Source organism: Terriglobales bacterium (genome assembly GCA_035457425.1).
Taxonomy (GTDB): Bacteria; Acidobacteriota; Terriglobia; order Terriglobales; family Acidobacteriaceae; genus JACPNR01.
Genome location: DATIBR010000167.1, coordinates 1 through 17,272 on the forward strand (window position 1 = coordinate 1; position 17,272 = coordinate 17,272).

The window sequence follows — 17,272 nt, forward strand, 5'->3', positions numbered from 1 at the left end:
TGCGGGCGCCGCGGCCACCGCGTCCGGCTCGACGCCTTCGACCCCGCGCGCGCCTTGCGCTGGGCCGGCTTCTCCGCCTTCTTCTTCCGCGGCGCGGCCAGCTCCGCCGCCGACAGCTTCTTCGCGCTCTTCCACAGCCGCTCCAGGTCGTAGAAGCTGCGCGTCTGCGGCGAGAACACGTGCACCACGAAGTCCACGTAATCCAGCAGCACCCAGTCGGCCCGCTGGTAGCCCTCCACGTGCGTCGGCCGCATGCCGTACCGTTCCAGCCGGGTCTCCACCTCGTCGGCGATGGCCTGGATCTGCCGCGGGTTCGTCCCCGAGCAGATCACGAAGTAGTCGGTGAACGCCGACGACGCCTTGTCCATCTCGAGGATGGCGATCTCTTCGGCTTTCTTGTCCTGGCAGGCAGCGAGGGCGGTAAGGACTTGCTGGCGCGTCGTGGGGGTCTTCATCAGTCGCTGGGTCTAGTCTAAATCCTACTTGCCTCCCCGATATAGATGCTGCTTCCGGATGTACTCGGCCACCTCCGGCGTGACGAATCGCGCCAGCGACCGCTTGCCCGCCACCGCCGCCCGCACCGCCGTCGACGAGAACGGCGCCTCCACCTCCGGCAGCAGGTGCAGGTGCACCCGCCCGCGGTCCAGCACCAGGTCCCCCGACCCCGTGCCCTTCGCGAACGTCTTCAGCACGGACTTCGGCGGCTGCAGCTCCTTGGGCAGCGCCGCCGCCGCGTCGCCCAGCGAGAACCCCGGCCGGCTCGCCACGATGAACTCCACCGTCCGCAGCAGCTCGCTCGCCTTGTGCCAGACGGCGATCTCCTGGAAAGCGTCGATGCCGATGATGAGGTAGAGCTTCGCCGCGCGTCCCAGCTCCTGCTGCGCGCGCTTCACCGTGTCCAGCGTGTACGACGGGCGCTCCGAGCCGTCCGGCGCTTCTAACAACGATGGGATGAAGTCTTTCTCTTTCTGCAGCGCGAGCGCCAGCATCGCGAAGCGGTGCAGGTAGGGCGTGCGCGCCACCGACTTGTGCGGCGGCTTCGACGCCGGCACGAAATGCACCTGCTTGAGCGCGAACCGCTCCGCCGCCGCACGCGCCACCACCACGTGCCCGCGATGGATGGGGTCGAACGTCCCGCCGAACAGGCCGATGTTCATCAGGAGGGATTCTACGGGAGGGTAGTTGGTCGCTGGTAGTTGGTAGCTAGGAGTTAGAAGTCAGCGACACCCTTCGACAGCTTTCTGACAAACCCAGGAGTCCCGCAGGGATGCCATGAAGCGAAGGCCCGAGGCCGCCCGCGCCACCGTGAAGGCCCCCGCCTTCAGGCGGGGGAAAACGGTCGCTCCCTTCTTACTCCGCCCCTTTAGGGGCGGCCGCCGGCTTCCTTGCCCGCTTCCTTGCCGCTGCGTGGTAACTGCTCGCCGCGTGGATGTACGCGATCAGCAGCGGATGCGGCCGGCCCGTCGCCTTTGACGTCAACTGCGGCTGGAACAGCGTCGCGACGAAGAACGGGTGCTCCGCGATCTCCACCCCGCGCAGCTCGCCCTGCGGCCCCTGCGCGTTCGGCTTCAGCCCCGCCTCGGCGAAGCGCGGCAGGAACTCCGCATTGGGTTCGAAGTTGCAGAAGTAGGCTTCCTGGTGCTCGCCCGGCTTCATGAAGCCGGCCAGCTTGGTCTCCGGCAGTACGGTCACCACGGTGCGCCCGCCGAGCTTCGGCTTGTCGGGCGCCGGCGCCTCGCACGCGATGGGCGTGATCACGTTGGTCGCCCCCGCCACGTTGTTCTCCGCCGAGTCCGCGTTCGCCACGCCCAGCACGTTGCGCGCGAACTCGATCAGCGTGTACTGGAACCCGCCGCACGTCCCCAGGAACGGCCGCTGCTGCTCGCGCGCGAACTTGACGGCCGCCAGCATCCCGTCGACCGAGCGGTACGGCGAGTTCGGCGCCGCCCAGATGGCGTCGCACTTCGCGAGCGTCTCGTCGTCCACTTTCGCCGTCGAGATCCACACCACGTCCGCCTGCAGCCCGATGCAGCGCGCCGCCAGGAACACCGCCTGCGTGGTCGCCGGATGCGACTCCACCGCCGGGTTGTAGTCGCCCACTATGCCGATGCGCATGAAAAAGATTTAACCACGAAGGACACTAAGGAACACGAAGTAAAAACCAAAACCTTCGTGCTCCTTCGTGACCTTCGTGGTTAAAGGTCTTTCTACTTCCGCCAATCCCTCGGCCGGCGCCGCCGTTCCGCGGGCGCGGCGGCGAGTTCCACCTCGCGCGTCTCGGCTTCCGACGCCGCGTGCTTCTTCCGCAGCTTCTGCACCTGCTCCCACATCGCGTACTTCAGCTCGTCCATGCCCTGGCCCGTGACCGCCGAGATGGCGTAGAACGGCAGCCGCTTCTTCTTCGCGAACGCCCGCAGCTTCGCCAGCTTCGCCGGCTCGCCCGGCTTCTTCTTCGCCACCTTTGGCTTTGACCTTTTCGGCGCCGCCTCCTCGAAATCCTGCGCCGCGTCGATCTTGTTGGCCACCACCAGCATCGGCTTCTTCTCCAAGCCCGCCCCGAAGCTCGCCAGCTCCGCCATGATGACCCCAAAATCCTCCACCGGGTCCGGGCGCCCGCTCGCCCCCGACACGTCGACCACGTGCGCCAGCAGCCGCGTCCGCTCGATGTGCTTCAGGAACTGGATGCCCAGCCCCGCGCCCTCGTGCGCCCCCTCGATCAGCCCGGGGATGTCGGCCACCACGAAGCTCTGCGCTTCGTCCTTCGCCCCGATCTGCACCACGCCCAGGTTCGGCTCCAGCGTCGTGAACGGGTAGTCCGCGATCTTCGGCTTCGCCGCCGACACGCGCGAGATGATCGTGCTCTTGCCCACGTTCGGATATCCCACCAGTCCGACGTCGGCCAGCAGCTTCAGCTCCAGCCGGTACTGGCGCTCCTCGCCCGGCCGCCCGGCCTCGTGCTCCTGCGGCGCCTGGTGCGTCGACGTCGCGAAGTGCTGGTTGCCGCGCCCGCCGCGCCCGCCGCGCGCCACGATCACGCGCTCGTTCGGCCGCGAGAAATCGTGGATGCGCTCGCCCGTCTCGTCGTCCCACAGCACGGTCCCGACCGGCACCTTCAACACCACGTCGTGGCCGTCCTTGCCGGTGCGGTTCGAGCCCTCGCCGTGCCGCCCGCGCTCCGCCTTGTGCTCCGGATTGAAGCGGAAGTGGATGAGCGTGTTGTGCGCCTGGCTGGCCTCCATCACCACGTCGCCGCCCTTGCCGCCGTCGCCCCCCGACGGCCCGCCCCGCGGCACGAACTTCTCCCGCCGGAACGCCATGCACCCGTTCCCGCCGTCCCCGGCCTTCACCTTGATGTGTGCTTCGTCAATGAACATTTACTTCAACGCAGAGGCGCGAAGTGCGCCGAGTAGCCTTTTGATTTTAGACGTAGAAAAGCCTCGCCGTAGCGAGGCTCCTGCTTCGAACCTTCTCTTCAAAACCTCGGCGCTCTCTGCGCCTCGGCGTTGAACTAGTTCTCTTCCACCGGCTCGATCGAGACAAACTTCCCCATCCCGCCGCGGTCGCTGAACTTGATCACGCCCGTCACCTTGGCGAACAGCGTGTCGTCTTTGCCGCGGCCCACGTTCGGCCCCGGCTTGATGCGCGTGCCGCGCTGCCGCACGATGATCGACCCGCCGGGGACGAGCTGCCCGCCGAACGCCTTCACTCCCAGCCGCTGCGCATTCGAATCGCGGCCGTTCCGGGAACTGCCTAGACCTTTCTTGTGTGCCATGACCTGTCCTACTTCTTCTTTTTGTGGTCAGCCTTCTTGGCTGCCGGTTTCTTGTGCTTCGCCTCGGCGTGCTTCTTCTCCGCCTTGTGGGGTGCGTGAGATGCCGCGTGCGGCCCCGCGTGCTTCTTCTCGTGATGCTCTTCGGCGTGCGCCTCGGCCTTGGCCGCCGGCTTCGCCTTCTTCTCCGGCTTCGCCTCGTCCGGCGCCGTGAACTTGTGCCCGTCGAACGCGATCTCGGTGATGCGCACCGCGGTGAACGGCTGCCGATGTCCCGCCAGCTTCTTGTACTGCTTCTTGCGTTTGAAATGGAAGACCAGGATCTTGTCCGCGCGGCCTTCCTCCACCACGCTGCCGGTCACCTTCGCCGCGCCCTGCGGACGCCCCACTTGGCCTTCCTGGCCGCTGACGGCCAGCACGTCCGTGAACTCGACCTTGCCGTTCGAGGCGGCCGTCTTCTCGACCCGGATCACGTCCCCGGGCGCGACGCGATACTGCTTTCCCCCGGCGCGGATGACCGCGTACATACCATTGCCTCCCAAAAAGATGGTGCCCTATTGACTGTAGAGGATTGGAACTACAGGCAAACTCAACGATTTTACCAGACCAGGCCGCCTGCTGGCTACGCCCTCCGAGCGCCGGCCTCAGCCGGCCGGAGCGCGAACTGTGGACTGTGGACTCGTTCAGGCGCGCCGCCGCCGCACCGGCGCCGGCTGCGGCTTCCGCTCCGCCGGATTCTCCAGGTCCTGGTTTTCCAGCGCCCGGTCGGCCAGTCCGAGGAAGTGGCCCACCCACGCAGCCTCCTCCGGCTCCGGAGGATCCAGCGTCAAATAGGGGACGATCCGCCGCCCCTCCTCGGTCCGGGCGAACTCCAGCACCCGGGCCGCGCGGCGCGCCTGACGGGCTTGTCGGGATGTGGCCGGGCCTACGTACACTAAGACCTGTCAGCGATGGGCGCACTGGTGGGATTACGAGAGTGTTAAGGGGGTTGCGTCAAACCGCGACATAGGGCAAGAATCCAGCTCTGGCCGGAGTAGCTACTGCTCGCATGAGGGCACGGCTCTCGTATCAGGGCACGGCTTTAGCCGCCGTCTCGACCACGTGACAGAAAGGGCACGGCTTTCGCCGTGCCGTCTCGACGCACCTTATTACTGAGTCGGCTTCAGCCGACGGCACAGGTTTCGCGCAGGGGGTTCCATGAAGAAGATTCTGTTCCTCGTCACGCTGATCGCGCTGCTCTCCGGCCCGCTCTTTTCGCAGACCCGGCCGCGCAAGGCTCCGCGCCCCGCCGCTCCTGCGCCCGCCGCCGACGCCGATTCCGCCGACCAGCTCCGCAAGCGCCTGCAGCAGGTCATGAACGCCTGGTCCGCCATGGATCCCGACGCCGCCGCCCGCTTCTACGCCAAGGACGCCGACCTCGTCTTCTTCGACCTCACACCGCTGCAATACAAGGGCTGGGACGAGTACTACCTCGGCACCAAGAAGCTGTTCGCCAACTACACCGAGCTGAACATCCGCCTGCGCGACGACGCCCACGTCCACTTCCGCGGCGACATGGCCTACGCCACCGCCATCTGGGACGTCTTCGCCCAGCTCGCCGACGGCTCCAAGCAGGAGCTCGCCCTGCGCTGGACCGTCATCCTCGAGCGCCGCGACGGCGAATGGCTCGTCGTTCACGAGCACGTCAGCGCCCCGCTACCGGATGCCCCGCCCAAGCCGTCTAGGCCGCAGCCCGCGGCCCCGGAAGAGAAGAAGAAAGAAGACCCGTACAAATAACAAGGAGGCCGCGTGAAACGTCCGCTGCTGCTGCTCCCGCTGTTCTGTGCGCTGCTCGCCGGCGCCCAGCAACCCGCTCCGCCGAAACCCTGCACCGCGCCCGAAGCCGCGCAGTTCGACTTCTGGGTCGGCGACTGGGAAGCCTCGTGGCCCGCGGCCCAGGGCTCGCCCGCCGGCGCCGGCGCGAACCACGTCACCAAGACGATGTCCGGCTGCGTCATCGAGGAGCACTTTGACGCCGCGGCCTCCAGCGGCCTGGTCGGCCACAGCGTCTCCGTCTACCTCCCGCGCGCCCGCCAGTGGAAGCAGACTTGGGTCGACAACCAGGGCGCCTACCTCGATTTCACCGGCGAGTTCACGGACGGCCAGATGGTTCTCGCCCGCGAAGCCGTCACCCCCAAGGGCGTCAAGGTCCGCCAGCGCATGGTGTGGAAGAACATCAAGCCGGAAAGCTTCGACTGGAGTTGGGAGCAATCCACCGACGACGGCAAGACCTGGCAGGTGCTCTGGCCCATCCGCTACACGCGCAAGAAGTGAGCGGATCAGCGGCGGGTCCGGCTTGCGCGCGAGCAGCGCGCATGAAGGCGTGCAAGGCTGTCGCTGAGCCGTGCCCTTGCGCGGTGTGCGAGCGCAGCTCGCCGGAAGCTAAAGCCCGAGGTACTCTTCCACCCACTCTTTCGCGCGGATGCGGTGGCCGTCGGTGGGGTCGAAGCGCACTCCGATGCGCTGCTCCTGCGCGTTGACCCACGCCACCGAGCCGCGCACCTTGACCTCGGTCGCCGGCGGCAGCGTGAAGTGCAGCACCACCGCCGAGTTCATCAGCAGCGAGCGGTCGGTCTTGAGCGACATCCCGCCCGCGGAGATCTCCACCGTCATGGCGTCGAAGTTGCGCTGCTCGGTCTGCACGCTGGCGTTCACCACGATGGGCACGCGCGCGTACCGCCGCAGCTCGTTCAGCACCAGCAGGTGGCTGGACCGCACCACCTTCAGCGCCGCCGTGCGGTTGACGGGCACGTCGATGATGGCGTTCACGCCGTACTTGGCGAAGCTCAGCGCCTGCTTCGCGCCCGACGCCAGGCCATAGATGAGGATGCGGTGGTTCGACTTCGATCTCCGCGCAGCCTCGATCAGCCGCGGCGCTTCCGGGTCGTCGAGCGACACCACGCAGGCCTCGAACTTCTCGCGCTGCAGCCGCTGCCCGGTCGGGTCGTCGTCCAGCACGGCGTCCACCCCGAACTGCCGGAAGCATTCCCGCACCACGTCGCTGGTGGGCGAGCTGATGGCGAACAGGATGACGCGCGCGGCAGGTTTCTGCATCCCGGCCGGCAAGCCGGCGGACGAAGCGGCACTCATGTACAAACCTCGGAGACCAGGTTGCCGGAGGGCACTTTCCGGCCGGGGGAGAGCAAGCCTACACCGAGGCGTCACCGAATGGAAGTGGAGCCGCTTTGCGGGCGTGAGCGGAAGCGCGAGCCCGCAGGCGACATCCTGAGCGAGCGCTTCCGCGCGAGTCGAAGGATCTCAGTGTCCCGCTGCGCTCAGCGCCTTGTGCAGCGTGCCGCAAACGCTCTCCGGCGCCCCATCCGCCCAGAAGTGCATGAAGAACAGGCGCGGCGACTCATGCAGCATGTGACTGTGCAGCGCGGTCACCTGGATCCCACCGGAGAGCAGCGCGGCCGCGACCGGTTGCACCTGCTCGCCGCGGAGCACGAAGTCGCCCGTGGCCAGCGCGCGGCCCGCCGCCGGGAACTGCATGTTGATCGCGGTGCTCACGCCGGCCGAGTTCGGGATCGCGGCGCCGTCTTCGGTCACCGGCGCCGGCGGCGGCGCGGAGAAGCTCAGCACCGCTCCCTTCACCTTGCCCGCTCGTCCCATGCAGCTTTCAATCGCTTTCTGCTCCACCGCGAGCGTCGCCGTGCTCGCGGCGCCGGGTGCCGGGATGGCCGTTTCGTGCAGGGCGGCCGCGAACGCCCGCGCCAGCGCGCCCGCCTCTCCCTTGCCCGCGACGTGCGCGTACATCACGCGCGGCGATTCCCCGACCAGGTGGTTGTGCACCGCGGTCACTTCCACCGGCGACCCGGAAAGCTTCGCCAGGACCTTGGGCAGCTCTTCTTCCGTCAACACCAGGTCGCCCATCGCCATCGTGTTGCCTTGGGCCGGGAAGAACGCGATCCAGCCGCCCAGCGCGAGGCCGGCGGCGATCGGCGTGCCCCGCACCGTGACGTGCAGGTCGGAGCGCGGGAAGCCGAACTTCACCGCGCCATCAGGCTGGCGTTCGCCGGCGCGGCCCAGGATCTGCTCCAGCGACTTCTGTTCCTGGGGCGTGATCTCCTGCGTCGCGGCGGCAGCGGAACATAGGGTCGCGGAAAACAAGGTCAGGGCAAGGACGACGGAAAGGGCTTTCATAACGCTGCTCCTCTTGTTGTAATGATGCGTCGCCACCGGCATCGATTGCATATCCGAACGCGAAATCTCGCCCTGCTCTCCCTGCTCGCGTTCGCGCTGGCCGCGACGGCGCAGCGGCCTGCGCCCGCGACCGGCAAATCCGTGCGCGCGGTCCGCGTCGACGACGCCCGCATCAAGCTCGATGGCGAGCTCGACGAAGCCGTCTGGCGCCAGGCCGCGCTCATCGACCGCTTCACGCAGACCGAGCCCGACCAGCACCAGCCCGTCAGCGAGAAGACCGAAGTCCTCATCTTCTATACCAGCCGCGCCCTCTACTTCGGCTTCCGCTGCTACGACCGCACGCCCGACAAGGCCTTCTACCGCCTGGGCGCGCACGACGCCGACACCGGCTCCGACTCCGTCGACGTCCTCATCGACACCTTCCACGACCGCCGCACCGGCTTCTACTTCAGCATCAACTCCAGCGGCATCCAGTTCGACGCCGCCTCCACCGAAGGCGCCGGCGGCGGCTTTGGCGACGTCCACGACTCCACCTGGGACGGCATCTGGTCCTCCGCCGCCCGCCGCCAGCCCTGGGGATGGAGCGCCGAGATCGAGATCCCGTTCCGCTCCATCCGCGTCCCCCACGGCGACGACCAGGTCTGGGGCCTCAACATCAACCGCACCATCCCGCGCCGCAACGAAATGGCCGCCTGGGTCGAGGTCCAGCGCTTCGACGGCTTCATGCGCCCCTCGAAGCTCGGCGAGATGACCGGCATCTCCGGCATCGAGACCGGCAAGAACCTCGAGCTCATCCCGTACTTCACGACGCGCTGGCGCCGCGCGCCCTGGCTGCCCGCGCACGACGGCTGGTCCGCCGACGGCGGACTCGACGTCCGCTGGGGATTCACCCCCAACCTGACCGCCAGCCTCACCTTCAATCCCGACTTCGGCGACACCGAGGCGGACGAGTTCTTCACCGACATCTCGCGCTTCGAGGTCTTCTTCCCCGAGAAGCGCAAGTTCTTCACCGAGGGCGCGAACTACTTCGCCACTAACATGTCGCTGTTCTTCTCGCGGCGCATCGGCGCGCGCCTCGACGACGGGGAGCCGCAGCGCATCCTCGCCGGCGGCAAGATCACCGGCAAGACCGGCCGCTGGACCATCGGCCTGCTCGAAGCCCTCACCGAGCGCACCGAGCTGGTCGAGCCCAACAGCGGCACGCCCGAGCTCGCGCCCGCCGCGCTGTTCAGCGTCGCCCGCATCCAGCGCGACATCTTCAACAAGTCGTCCGTAGGACTGCTGGTGGTGAACCGCACCCAGGGCGACGCGCCGCCGGGATTCCTCGAGGTGGGCGAGAGCCAGGCCGCCTACGCGCTCGACCTCAACCTCCTGCACGGCGAGCACGTCAGCTCGCAGTCCCAGGTGTTCGTGAACACCAGCGACTCATTCCCCGGCGTCGGCGCCTCGCACATGGGCTGGGCCACCAACTACCAGTACAGCTCCGACACCTGGTACTTCGGCGGCTTCGCCAAGTACCTGGGCGACCGCGTGAACGTCGACGCCATCGGCTTCGAGCCCGCCACCGGCCGCTACTCCGGCGACCTCGACCTCGTCTACCGGCCATTCATTAACCGCTTCGGGGTCCGGCAGCTCTTCCTCGAGGCCAACTACGACCAGTCCACCCTGGTCGACGGCGCGCTCGACGACTCCGGCGCCGACCTGATCGCGCGCGCCCAGTTCAAGAACTTCTGGTCGGCGCGCGTCTCCTACCACTACGACCGCGTCCGCTTCTGCACCTTCACCGCCGCCTTCACCTGCCTGGCCACCTTCGAGATCTACCAGGACCCGAAGTGGCGCTTCCAGGTGACCAGCAACCAGCAGCGCGCGCTCTCGTTCGACGTGCTGCTCACCAGCGGCAAGTTCGTGGAGTTCGACGAGAACTTCCACGGTTTCCGTCGCCGCTGGGAGGCGAACATGAAGGCGCGTCTCGGGCGGCACCTGAAGTGGCAGCTTTCCGGCGTGCACGAGCGCCAGTACCTGCTCGACGGCGTGTTTTTCCAGGACCGCCGCTTCCTGGTCTCGCGCGTGAATTACCAGTTCACGCCCAAGTGGCGCGCGCGCGTCCTGGCGCAGTACGGCGACAACCGCCACGGCACCGAGGTCAACGTCAACGGCCTGGTGGCGTACGACTTCACCGCGCGCAGCGCCTTCTACCTCGGCTACAACTACCAGCGCGGCTCGCCGCTCGACCGCTCCGACCTCGGCCACGAGGTCTTCCTCAAGCTGTCGTACCTGTTCCCGTTCTGATTCGATCGTCGCCGTGGAGCGCCGGCTTCAGGAACAATCACGGAAGGGGGGTACCCCTCCCCCCCCCGCGAGGCGGTTTTGCGCGCTTAGTCGCGTAGATCCAACTGGTTAGCGCGAAATCAACCGTGATTTCTACCGTGGTTTTACCGTGGTTTACCGTGGTTTACCGTGGTTGCAGAATAGGGTAACCCCATGGCAGCCGCGGTCGAGATGAGAAAGAACAAGGATTCCTGCCAGCGATGAGAAGGCGAACATAACGGTATCTTTTGGATAATGCAATGTCAAGAGAAATATCATGCACGAGGCGTGACGCCGCCCGCCGGAAGCGGGGTGTATGGTTGTTTCCGGCACGCAATCCCCTAGACTTTGCTTGAATGCAGCGGGAGTGGCGATGAAGGAAGGGATGAAACAGGCCAAGTTCCAAACTCTAAGCCCGCAGGGGAGGTCCAGCAGTGGTTCCCAAGCCGAAGGAGAAGCCGGGACCCAAACCAGCACCACCCTGCGAGTGCCTGTGTCGCTTGTGCGATATGGGAATGCACTGCGGCAAGAAACCGCAGTGTGGGCAGCCGTCGCCGACTAAGCCGGGTAGAGGGTAGCGCTTTGCCGCGCCGCGGGACCTTGGACGCGGCGCCGCTCTTTCTTCACCCACTCGACGAAGAGCTCCTGGAACTCTTCCTGGGTGTACACGCCCTTGTGGATCAGCAACGTGTTCATGGCGTATACCGTGGCGCGAAAACTGTCGTCGCGCGAAGCCAGGGCGAGAGCTTCTTCAAAAGACATGATGTTTTCTCCGTTGAGGCGCGGCGACTAGCGCAGAGCTTGTGCCATAAAACCACCAGAACTTTTCGCCGTCAATACCTAACCGGACAACCGCGGCCCTGTGTCGGTGGAATTCTCGGGCAGAACGTTCGGGGTCCGGCATGTTGTGCCGGGAAAACAGCGCGCAGAATCTGCTTCCACGCTGGCGCAGGCCCGCGACGCATGCGGTCGCCAGACCGCACAAGGCCCGCCTCCACACGATCAAGGTCAAAGGCCGCGGCCGAGGGCGGCCGCGGTACCCGCCCGTCCTGTCGGCCTCGAGGCGCTCCGAAGCCAAACGCAAGCTCCCTCGACTCCCCCTCGCCTAGGCTCGGGGTCGCTCGGGATGACAATGTCTGGTGGAGGGGCGAGCGCACTACCACGCCGTCGAGGTCGACGGCGCTACATCACGGTCTTTGGACGAAGAAGTACGCCGTCATGGCGAGGCCGATGGCGATGACCACGCGGCGGACGATGGCCGGGTCCATCTTCTGGGCGTAGTAGGCGCCGGCGTAGCCGCCGATGGCGGCGCCCACGATCATCAGGACGGCCTGCGGCCAGGCGACCGCGCCGGCGAAGATGAACGTGATGACGGCGACGCCGTTCGCCGCGCTCGCCAGCACGGTCTTGAAGGCGTTCATGGTGTGGATGTTCTCCATGCCCATGAGCGCGAACAGCGCGAGCATGATCATGCCGGCGCCGGCGCCGAAGTATCCGATGTAGACCGCGGTGACGAGCTGGAGGAAGGTGATGCCGACCAGGTGAAGCAGGTCGGCGCGCTGGTGGCGTCGCATGCGCGCGCGCACGAAGCTCGAGATCTTCCCGCCGAAGATGAACAGGAAGGTAGCGCCCAGCAGCAGCCACGGGATGATGTGCATGAACGTGCGCTGCGGCGTCTTGAGCAGCAGGACGGCGCCGCCGGCCGAGCCGAGCATGCTCACCGCGAACAGCGGCACCAGCATCTTCCAGTCCTGCTTGCGCGCGAGCTGGCGGCGATAGGCGCCGGAGGAGGCGACCGTCCCGGGCCAGAGCGCGACGGTGTTGGTGGCGTTGGCGTTCACCGGCGGGATGCCGGCGAAGACCAGGGCGGGGAAGGCGATGAAGCCGCCGCCGCCCGCGACCGAGTTGATGACGCCGGCCGCCACCGCCGCCAGGAACAGCAGCGGCGCGTGCGCGATGGGAGTGTGAAGCAGCTGCACAGGACAGTGTATGATGCCGCGGAAAAATCTCATCATGACTTTCCTTTTCCGAAGCTCGCGCCGGCTCGCCCTCGTCGTGCTCCTGCTCGCCGCTGCCCTGGGCGCGGCGCAGGAACGCAAAGTCGACCCGGAGATCGTGAACATGTGCACGGCGGAGCGCGGCGAGTTCGCCCCCGAGAGCACGCCGGCGGCGCCGGTGCTGCGCTTCCTCATCACGGCGATGCAGGGCAGCGCGTGGAGCCGGATCGACCAGAAGGGCCGCGGGTTCCTCTACTTCAGCCGCGACCGCATCTGGTACCAGCGCGTGGGGACGCAGGCGCCGGAGCTCTCGCACTCGCGGCAGGAGCTCTCCAACGCCAAGCAGTGGACGGTGCTGGGGAAGAAGTACAACCTGGGCGAATTCAACTTCCGGGGCTCGGGGAAGTGGCTGTTCGGGCAGATCCTGTGCACGTACTACGTGGAAGGCGTGGAGCTGGACGCCTACGACGCGCGCATCTCGGCCGACATCCTGGAAGCGGCGAACAGTTTCGAGACGGCGGTGGCGCGGGTGAAGGCGATGCCGCCGTCGGAGAGAAAGTGGGCGCCCGCGCCACCGGCGCCGGTGGCGCCGCCGCCGCCGGCCGTGGGCAGCCTCAAGGTGTACACGGTGCCGGCGTCGGCGCAGGTCTACGTGGACGACGTCTACAAAGGGACGAGCAGCGCGGCGGAGGGCGTGCTGGTGGTGGGCGACCTGAAGCCGGGGAGTTACCGGATCCGCGTGAGCAACACCGGGTTCAAGGACTGGACGGCGACGCGGGCGCTCGGGAGCGGCGAGACCGCGGAAGTGCGCGCGACGCTGGAGAGCGCCGGCCCCAAGCCGCTCAGCGTCGGCGACGTGGAAGAGGCGCTGCGCAACGCCATCCCGCGGGCGCGGATCAGCCAGCTGGTGGAGCGCTACGGCGTGGATTTCTCGCTGACGGTCGAGATCGAGGCGCGCCTGCGCAGCGCCGGCGCCGACGATTCGCTGCTGCTGGCGGTGGCGAAGGCAAAGAAGTAAGAGTCCCAGGCCGCGTGCCGAGGGCGGCCGCGCTCGCCATTACATGTCGAGGTAGGCTTCGATCCAGTCGCGCACGGCGAGGCGGCGGTCGTCTTCCGCGTTGAAGCGGACGCCGAACAGGACCTCGGCGTCGCGGCTCTCCGAGGGGCGCGCCCAGCAGACGATGGCGCGCACGGTGGACTTGCCGCGGTCGGGCAGCGAGAAGGTGACGGTCGAGCTCTCGCCCGGCGCGGGGCGGCCGCTCGAGGTCGACAGCGACATGCCGCCGCCGGAGACTTCCTGGCTGAGCGCGGTGAAGCGCTGGCCGCGCTCGGGATCGACCTGGACTTCCATGACGACGGGGACGCGGACGTAGCGGCGGAGCTCGTGCAGGACCAGCAGGTGGCTGGCGCGGACGGCGCGCAGCACCATCTGGCGGTCGAGCGGGCGCGGCAGCACGACGTTGAGCCCGAACTTGGAGAAGCGCAGCGCCTCGGCGGAGTCGCCGGCGATGGCGTAGATGACCAGCCGCTTGTTGGAGGGTGAGTTGCGCGCCGCGTCCAGGATCTTCGCCGCCTCCGCGTGGTCGAGCGGCACCACGCAGGCCTCGAACTTCTCCTTCCACAGGCGCTGGCCGATGTCGCCCTCGAGGCGCACCACCGCGATGTTGAACTGCTTGAAGCACTCCGCCAGCACCGCCTCCGCGGCCTGGTCGACGTGGAAGATGGCGACGCGGGCAGTGCTCTGCTTGGGCGTCAGGGAACCGGGAGCAGCCGACATAAGGGGCTCATGATAACAAAGGCGGCGGAAAGCGGAGGAGCAAGTGTCTCATGCGCGAGCTAGCGCGGCTGGTCGGCGGGAGAGCCGGCGGGCGCCGCGGCGGGCGTGGCGAGCGCGGGCGTGAGCACCGGGTTCGCGAAGCCGTCTTCCGGAGCGGGCGCTTCCTCTTCGGAGGCGGCGACGGACTTGGTGAGCTCGTAGTCCTTGTAGACGGTGATGTGGAAGACGCGCTGGCGGAACTCCTCGGCGACGTCGATGACGCCGCGGTTCTGCTGCTCGAGCAGGTACTCGCGGATCCAGTTGAGCTGCTTCCTGGTCATGCCGCGCTTGCCGATGTCGATGGTGGCGCCGGTGAGGTGGGGCGAGGCGAGGTCGCCGTCGATGTCGGCGGCGTTGCGGTTGCGGCGGCGCAGCTTCTTCTGCACCGCGACGGTGCGCACGGCGGAGGTCACCATCAGCGGCTGCTGGAACTGCTCGTAGTAGTCGCGGCCGAAGTCTTCGACGAAGGCGCGGGTCCAGGGCCGGCAGTAGCGGCGCTCGCGCGGCAGGTTGCCGGCGACCGCGGCGTAGTCGTTCGCGGGCAGCTCGACCAGCGCGCCCGCCTGCGTGAGCTCGAACAGCTGCTCGTCGTCCTCGATGCGCTCCAGCTCCTCGGTGCGCTCGTTCTGGCGCAGCAGCGATTCGCGCGAGCCCTTCACCGGCGACCACGGGATGAAGATGCGGCGCAGGCGCCCGCGGCGGCCGCGCACCCGGATCTTGGTGCGGCGCGCGCTCGCGCGGCGGTTCTTCTTCTTGATGGTGGTCTTTTGCAGCGACTTGCCGCGGGCCGCGCTGCGCGTGGCCGGGGCCTTCGTCGCCGCCGGCGCGGGCAGCTCGAAGAGGATGGCGAATGCCAGGAGCAACAGGGCTAGTCTGCGCATGAACCGGGAATGAACCTCGCCATCCAACAGCTACTCGGGATTAGACACCGGCCCCTTAGGCCTGGTTGTAGTTATCACTCAGTAAAGTCCTAAGGGGAGTGACTCGGCGGATTCTACGGGAGCGGGATGCGAATGCAATAGGGAAAAGCTCCGAGACGAGGTTACGAGAGTGATACGACCATGCGCGGCGCGCCGCGGCCCGCGCGGCGTCGGGACGTAAGGCGCCCTTACCGAAAGTGGCGGGAGGGTGGCGCGAAGAGGTTAAGGAAAGATTGCGGCGCGCCGCGGCCAACGGCAGAGCAGCCGCTGCAATCCTAGCTGTCGCAGCCCCCTGCGGAGACTCCTGATGACACGCGCTCGCCTTCTGCTGCCCGCCTTGTTCGCCATCCTATTTCTGACAGCCACCTTCGCGCAGGGCGCGGGGATCCCCGCGCCCTTTTCCTCTTATAGTCCGGGTTACTGACGGCGGAGGCAACGAAGACGCGGCGAATAAAGATTGTCTAGACAACTATTGCTTATGCAAGTATATTTGTAACCGCTGCGTAACAATTCCCAGACCGGATCGCTCTCCCCGTTCATCGGCCGCGTGACGCTGATGCCGCTGGTGAACGCGCTGTGGGAGTCGGTGGACCGCGTGCTGGAGCCGCTGGACATCACGGCGCGGCAAGGGGCGCTGCTGGTGAGCCTGCAGGTGGGCGAGGCGGCAACGACGGGCGAGCTGGCGCGCGCGTACGGCGTGGAGATGTCGTCGGTCACGCGCATGCTCGAGCGCATGGAGCGCAAGGGGCTCGTGCGGCGGGCGCGCTCCGGCGACGACCGCCGCAAGGTGATCGTGCGCGTGACGGCGGCGGGCAAGCGGAAGGTGAAAGAGGCGCTGCCGCTGGCCGCGAAGGTGGCGCAGCACACGTGGCACAACGTGACGGCGGAGGAGCGCCAGACGCTGCACCGCGTGATCGACAAGGTGCTGCGCAATCTCGGCGTGCAACATCCGCTGCGCTGAATCCGGCCCCTCCCCCGGTACGACCCGGCCCCGCTGCAATCAATCGCTATCGAAAGGGAGTATTGGACTTGAATCAACCGCAACGTCCCCCGGCGCCCGGAGGGTCCTCCGAGCGCCTTGAAACCAGCTCCAACCGTTCGCAACGGATGGGCATGTATACCCACCAGATCAAGAACCACCTGACCATCATCCTCGGCAGCTGCGACCTGGCCCTGGCGCCCGAAGCCGACGCCGGGTCGATCGCCGGGCAACTGGCGCACATCCGCGCCTCGGCGCTGACGATCGCGAACCTTACCAAGGCGATCGAGCCGCTCGAGAACTGACCGGGTGACCCAGCCGCCGGCGGCGGCTCATGACGCGTAACCTGGCGGGCCCCCCGGGAATCCCACTTCAGAGGATCGAAAACGAAGGAGAAGTCTGTGTTGGCACAAGAATGTGAACGTCCGGCCCCGATCCCGCGCGTCTCGCTGGAGGCGCTCTTCCAACTGGTGGGCACCTACGCGCGGGAGATCCAGAACCACGTGCAGGTAGCGCACGAGTCGTACACCTACGCGGGCGCGCCGGCGAATGCGGCGGAGCGCGAGGTGGTGGCGGGGCTGAACGAGATCCGCGAGGCCGCCAAGACGATCGAGCTGGTCACGCTGTGGTTCGGGCCGTCGCGGAAGTAGTTCCAAAAGGAAGAAGGCGCGGGCTGCGGCCCGCGCCTTTTTTGTTGCGCCTTACCGGGTGGTGAAGTTGCCCTGGTAGCGGACCTCGCCCTTGCCGGAGCGGATGAGGAAGGTGTAGGTGGTGTTGGGCTTGAGGTTCGAGAAGGTGACCTGGTGGTCGCGCCGGCCGCCGCGCTGATACTCGGTGCGGTGCCCGCGGATGCCGCCGCCCTCGAGCCAGACGTCGGTGGCGGCGACGTTGTTGGTCTGCCAGCGGATGGTGGCGGAGTTGGACGAGGTCCGGACGTCGGGGGTGCCGACGATGTCGACCTGGTCGGGAAGATTGCGCTCGCCGCGGGTGTCGGCCTGGGGGTTGCTCTGGGTGTTGTGCGTCTGCGCGAACGCGGGGACGAATGTCACCAGCGCCAGCGCGAGCACGAAGATGGTGACTCGCTTCATTCTGGGCCCTCCTGCTTCTGATTGGGATCTTGCTTGCTTCGATGCGGCGGCGCAGGAGGCGGGTGGCTGGACTAAGGTCGCGCGGTTCCTCGGCTCGCGCTCGTTCGTCCTCGCGGACTCGCTCGCGCTCGCTCGGAATGACAAGGAAAAGGGGGCGCGAGACGCGGGCCTGAAGGCCCGCTCTTCCACCGGGGGTCTGGCGCCCAGCTTGGGG

21 protein-coding genes are annotated in these 17,272 nt (G+C 67.3%); 8 read left to right on the plus strand and 13 right to left on the minus strand.

Going from position 1 to position 17,272, the window contains the following annotated elements:
* The 6 genes from rsfS to rplU form a co-directional block, all read right to left on the minus strand.
* Positions 1–455, minus strand: a 455-nt coding sequence (rsfS, locus tag VLA96_12695) for a ribosome silencing factor (GenBank protein ID HSE50059.1), incomplete at its 3' end; no start/stop codon positions are given.
* 24 nt (positions 456–479) lie between these two features.
* Complete coding sequence (gene nadD / locus VLA96_12700) at positions 480–1,157, minus strand: nicotinate-nucleotide adenylyltransferase (GenBank protein ID HSE50060.1); 678 nt, start codon at positions 1,155–1,157, stop codon at positions 480–482.
* Between the two features lie 193 nt (positions 1,158–1,350).
* Positions 1,351–2,115, minus strand: a complete 765-nt coding sequence (locus VLA96_12705; GenBank protein HSE50061.1) for a hypothetical protein — start codon at positions 2,113–2,115, stop codon at positions 1,351–1,353.
* 92 nt (positions 2,116–2,207) lie between these two features.
* Complete coding sequence (obgE, locus tag VLA96_12710; GenBank protein HSE50062.1) at positions 2,208–3,374, minus strand: GTPase ObgE; 1,167 nt, start codon at positions 3,372–3,374, stop codon at positions 2,208–2,210.
* Positions 3,375–3,508: 134 nt separating this feature from the next.
* The gene (gene rpmA, locus VLA96_12715; GenBank protein HSE50063.1) at positions 3,509–3,772 is read right to left on the minus strand and encodes a 50S ribosomal protein L27; all 264 of its coding nucleotides are present in this window, start codon (positions 3,770–3,772) and stop codon (positions 3,509–3,511) included.
* A gap of 8 nt (positions 3,773–3,780) precedes the next feature.
* Positions 3,781–4,296: a 50S ribosomal protein L21 gene (rplU, locus tag VLA96_12720; protein HSE50064.1), complete on the minus strand. Its 516-nt coding sequence runs from the start codon at positions 4,294–4,296 to the stop codon at positions 3,781–3,783.
* Positions 4,297–4,966: 670 nt separating this feature from the next.
* On the opposite strand from rplU, the gene VLA96_12725 reads away from it, so the two are divergent.
* Together VLA96_12725 and VLA96_12730 are read left to right on the plus strand one after the other, a co-directional pair.
* Entirely contained in the window at positions 4,967–5,545 is a 579-nt protein-coding gene (locus tag VLA96_12725) for an SgcJ/EcaC family oxidoreductase (GenBank protein ID HSE50065.1), read from the plus strand.
* A 12-nt stretch (positions 5,546–5,557) separates the two neighbouring features.
* Complete coding sequence (locus tag VLA96_12730) at positions 5,558–6,082, plus strand: hypothetical protein (protein ID HSE50066.1); 525 nt, start codon at positions 5,558–5,560, stop codon at positions 6,080–6,082.
* A gap of 108 nt (positions 6,083–6,190) precedes the next feature.
* On the opposite strand, the gene VLA96_12735 is transcribed toward VLA96_12730, so the two are convergent.
* Positions 6,191–6,898: a PilZ domain-containing protein gene (locus VLA96_12735; protein ID HSE50067.1), complete on the minus strand. Its 708-nt coding sequence runs from the start codon at positions 6,896–6,898 to the stop codon at positions 6,191–6,193.
* Positions 6,899–7,066: 168 nt separating this feature from the next.
* Positions 7,067–7,951, minus strand: a complete 885-nt coding sequence (locus VLA96_12740) for a DUF1259 domain-containing protein (GenBank protein ID HSE50068.1) — start codon at positions 7,949–7,951, stop codon at positions 7,067–7,069.
* A 21-nt stretch (positions 7,952–7,972) separates the two neighbouring features.
* On the opposite strand from VLA96_12740, the gene VLA96_12745 reads away from it, so the two are divergent.
* Positions 7,973–10,240 (plus strand): DUF5916 domain-containing protein, encoded by a 2,268-nt coding sequence (locus VLA96_12745; GenBank protein ID HSE50069.1) that lies wholly within the window; start codon positions 7,973–7,975, stop codon positions 10,238–10,240.
* A 576-nt stretch (positions 10,241–10,816) separates the two neighbouring features.
* Here the strand turns inward: VLA96_12745 and VLA96_12750 are convergent.
* Together VLA96_12750 and VLA96_12755 are read right to left on the minus strand one after the other, a co-directional pair.
* Complete coding sequence (locus tag VLA96_12750) at positions 10,817–11,020, minus strand: hypothetical protein (GenBank protein ID HSE50070.1); 204 nt, start codon at positions 11,018–11,020, stop codon at positions 10,817–10,819.
* A gap of 425 nt (positions 11,021–11,445) precedes the next feature.
* Positions 11,446–12,237, minus strand: coding sequence for a sulfite exporter TauE/SafE family protein (locus tag VLA96_12755; GenBank protein ID HSE50071.1), 792 nt, complete (start codon positions 12,235–12,237; stop codon positions 11,446–11,448).
* 34 nt (positions 12,238–12,271) lie between these two features.
* Here VLA96_12755 and VLA96_12760 point away from each other — a divergent pair, with 34 nt between their 5' ends.
* The gene (locus VLA96_12760) at positions 12,272–13,273 is read left to right on the plus strand and encodes a PEGA domain-containing protein (GenBank protein ID HSE50072.1); all 1,002 of its coding nucleotides are present in this window, start codon (positions 12,272–12,274) and stop codon (positions 13,271–13,273) included.
* 39 nt (positions 13,274–13,312) lie between these two features.
* Here the strand turns inward: VLA96_12760 and VLA96_12765 are convergent, their stop codons facing one another.
* Both VLA96_12765 and VLA96_12770 read right to left on the minus strand, forming a co-directional pair.
* On the minus strand, positions 13,313–14,032 hold the full coding sequence (locus tag VLA96_12765) for a PilZ domain-containing protein (protein HSE50073.1): 720 nt from the start codon (positions 14,030–14,032) through the stop codon (positions 13,313–13,315).
* 59 nt (positions 14,033–14,091) lie between these two features.
* Positions 14,092–14,952, minus strand: a complete 861-nt coding sequence (locus VLA96_12770; GenBank protein HSE50074.1) for a DUF5715 family protein — start codon at positions 14,950–14,952, stop codon at positions 14,092–14,094.
* Positions 14,953–15,547: 595 nt separating this feature from the next.
* Here VLA96_12770 and VLA96_12775 point away from each other — a divergent pair.
* From VLA96_12775 to VLA96_12785, 3 genes are all read left to right on the plus strand, one after another.
* Positions 15,548–15,952, plus strand: coding sequence for a MarR family transcriptional regulator (locus VLA96_12775; GenBank protein ID HSE50075.1), 405 nt, complete (start codon positions 15,548–15,550; stop codon positions 15,950–15,952).
* Between the two features lie 152 nt (positions 15,953–16,104).
* Positions 16,105–16,275, plus strand: coding sequence for a hypothetical protein (locus VLA96_12780; GenBank protein ID HSE50076.1), 171 nt, complete (start codon positions 16,105–16,107; stop codon positions 16,273–16,275).
* Between the two features lie 99 nt (positions 16,276–16,374).
* Positions 16,375–16,620 (plus strand): hypothetical protein, encoded by a 246-nt coding sequence (locus tag VLA96_12785; protein HSE50077.1) that lies wholly within the window; start codon positions 16,375–16,377, stop codon positions 16,618–16,620.
* Positions 16,621–16,671: 51 nt separating this feature from the next.
* Here VLA96_12785 and VLA96_12790 read toward each other — a convergent pair whose 3' ends face one another.
* Positions 16,672–17,058 carry a fibronectin type III domain-containing protein gene (locus VLA96_12790; GenBank protein HSE50078.1) on the minus strand — a complete coding sequence of 129 codons (387 nt, stop codon included), beginning with the start codon at positions 17,056–17,058 and terminating at the stop codon, positions 16,672–16,674.
* Between VLA96_12790 and VLA96_12795 the strand changes: the two genes are divergently transcribed.
* The coding region (locus VLA96_12795) for a hypothetical protein (protein ID HSE50079.1) at positions 17,042–17,272 on the plus strand (231 nt) is incomplete at its 3' end. The two genes, VLA96_12790 and VLA96_12795, sit on opposite strands and share 17 nt — an antisense overlap.

Excerpts from the sequence above, each read along its gene's own strand:
- VLA96_12740 (HSE50068.1), bottom strand. The coding sequence starts at position 7,951 with ATGAAAGCCCTTTCCGTCGTCCTTGCCCTGACCTTGTTTTCCGCGACC.
- VLA96_12760 (HSE50072.1), top strand. The coding sequence starts at position 12,272 with ATGACTTTCCTTTTCCGAAGCTCGCGCCGGCTCGCCCTCGTCGTGCTC.
- VLA96_12780 (HSE50076.1), top strand. The coding sequence starts at position 16,105 with ATGTATACCCACCAGATCAAGAACCACCTGACCATCATCCTCGGCAGC.
- VLA96_12790 (HSE50078.1), bottom strand. The coding sequence starts at position 17,058 with ATGAAGCGAGTCACCATCTTCGTGCTCGCGCTGGCGCTGGTGACATTC.
- VLA96_12750 (HSE50070.1), bottom strand. The coding sequence starts at position 11,020 with ATGTCTTTTGAAGAAGCTCTCGCCCTGGCTTCGCGCGACGACAGTTTT.
- nadD (HSE50060.1), bottom strand. The coding sequence starts at position 1,157 with ATGAACATCGGCCTGTTCGGCGGGACGTTCGACCCCATCCATCGCGGG.
- rplU (HSE50064.1), bottom strand. The coding sequence starts at position 4,296 with ATGTACGCGGTCATCCGCGCCGGGGGAAAGCAGTATCGCGTCGCGCCC.
- obgE (HSE50062.1), bottom strand. The coding sequence starts at position 3,374 with ATGTTCATTGACGAAGCACACATCAAGGTGAAGGCCGGGGACGGCGGG.
- VLA96_12745 (HSE50069.1), top strand. The coding sequence starts at position 7,973 with ATGATGCGTCGCCACCGGCATCGATTGCATATCCGAACGCGAAATCTC.
- VLA96_12735 (HSE50067.1), bottom strand. The coding sequence starts at position 6,898 with ATGAGTGCCGCTTCGTCCGCCGGCTTGCCGGCCGGGATGCAGAAACCT.
- VLA96_12775 (HSE50075.1), top strand. The coding sequence starts at position 15,548 with ATGCCGCTGGTGAACGCGCTGTGGGAGTCGGTGGACCGCGTGCTGGAG.
- VLA96_12725 (HSE50065.1), top strand. The coding sequence starts at position 4,967 with ATGAAGAAGATTCTGTTCCTCGTCACGCTGATCGCGCTGCTCTCCGGC.
- VLA96_12770 (HSE50074.1), bottom strand. The coding sequence starts at position 14,952 with ATGCGCAGACTAGCCCTGTTGCTCCTGGCATTCGCCATCCTCTTCGAG.
- VLA96_12765 (HSE50073.1), bottom strand. The coding sequence starts at position 14,032 with ATGTCGGCTGCTCCCGGTTCCCTGACGCCCAAGCAGAGCACTGCCCGC.
- VLA96_12705 (HSE50061.1), bottom strand. The coding sequence starts at position 2,115 with ATGCGCATCGGCATAGTGGGCGACTACAACCCGGCGGTGGAGTCGCAT.
- rpmA (HSE50063.1), bottom strand. The coding sequence starts at position 3,772 with ATGGCACACAAGAAAGGTCTAGGCAGTTCCCGGAACGGCCGCGATTCG.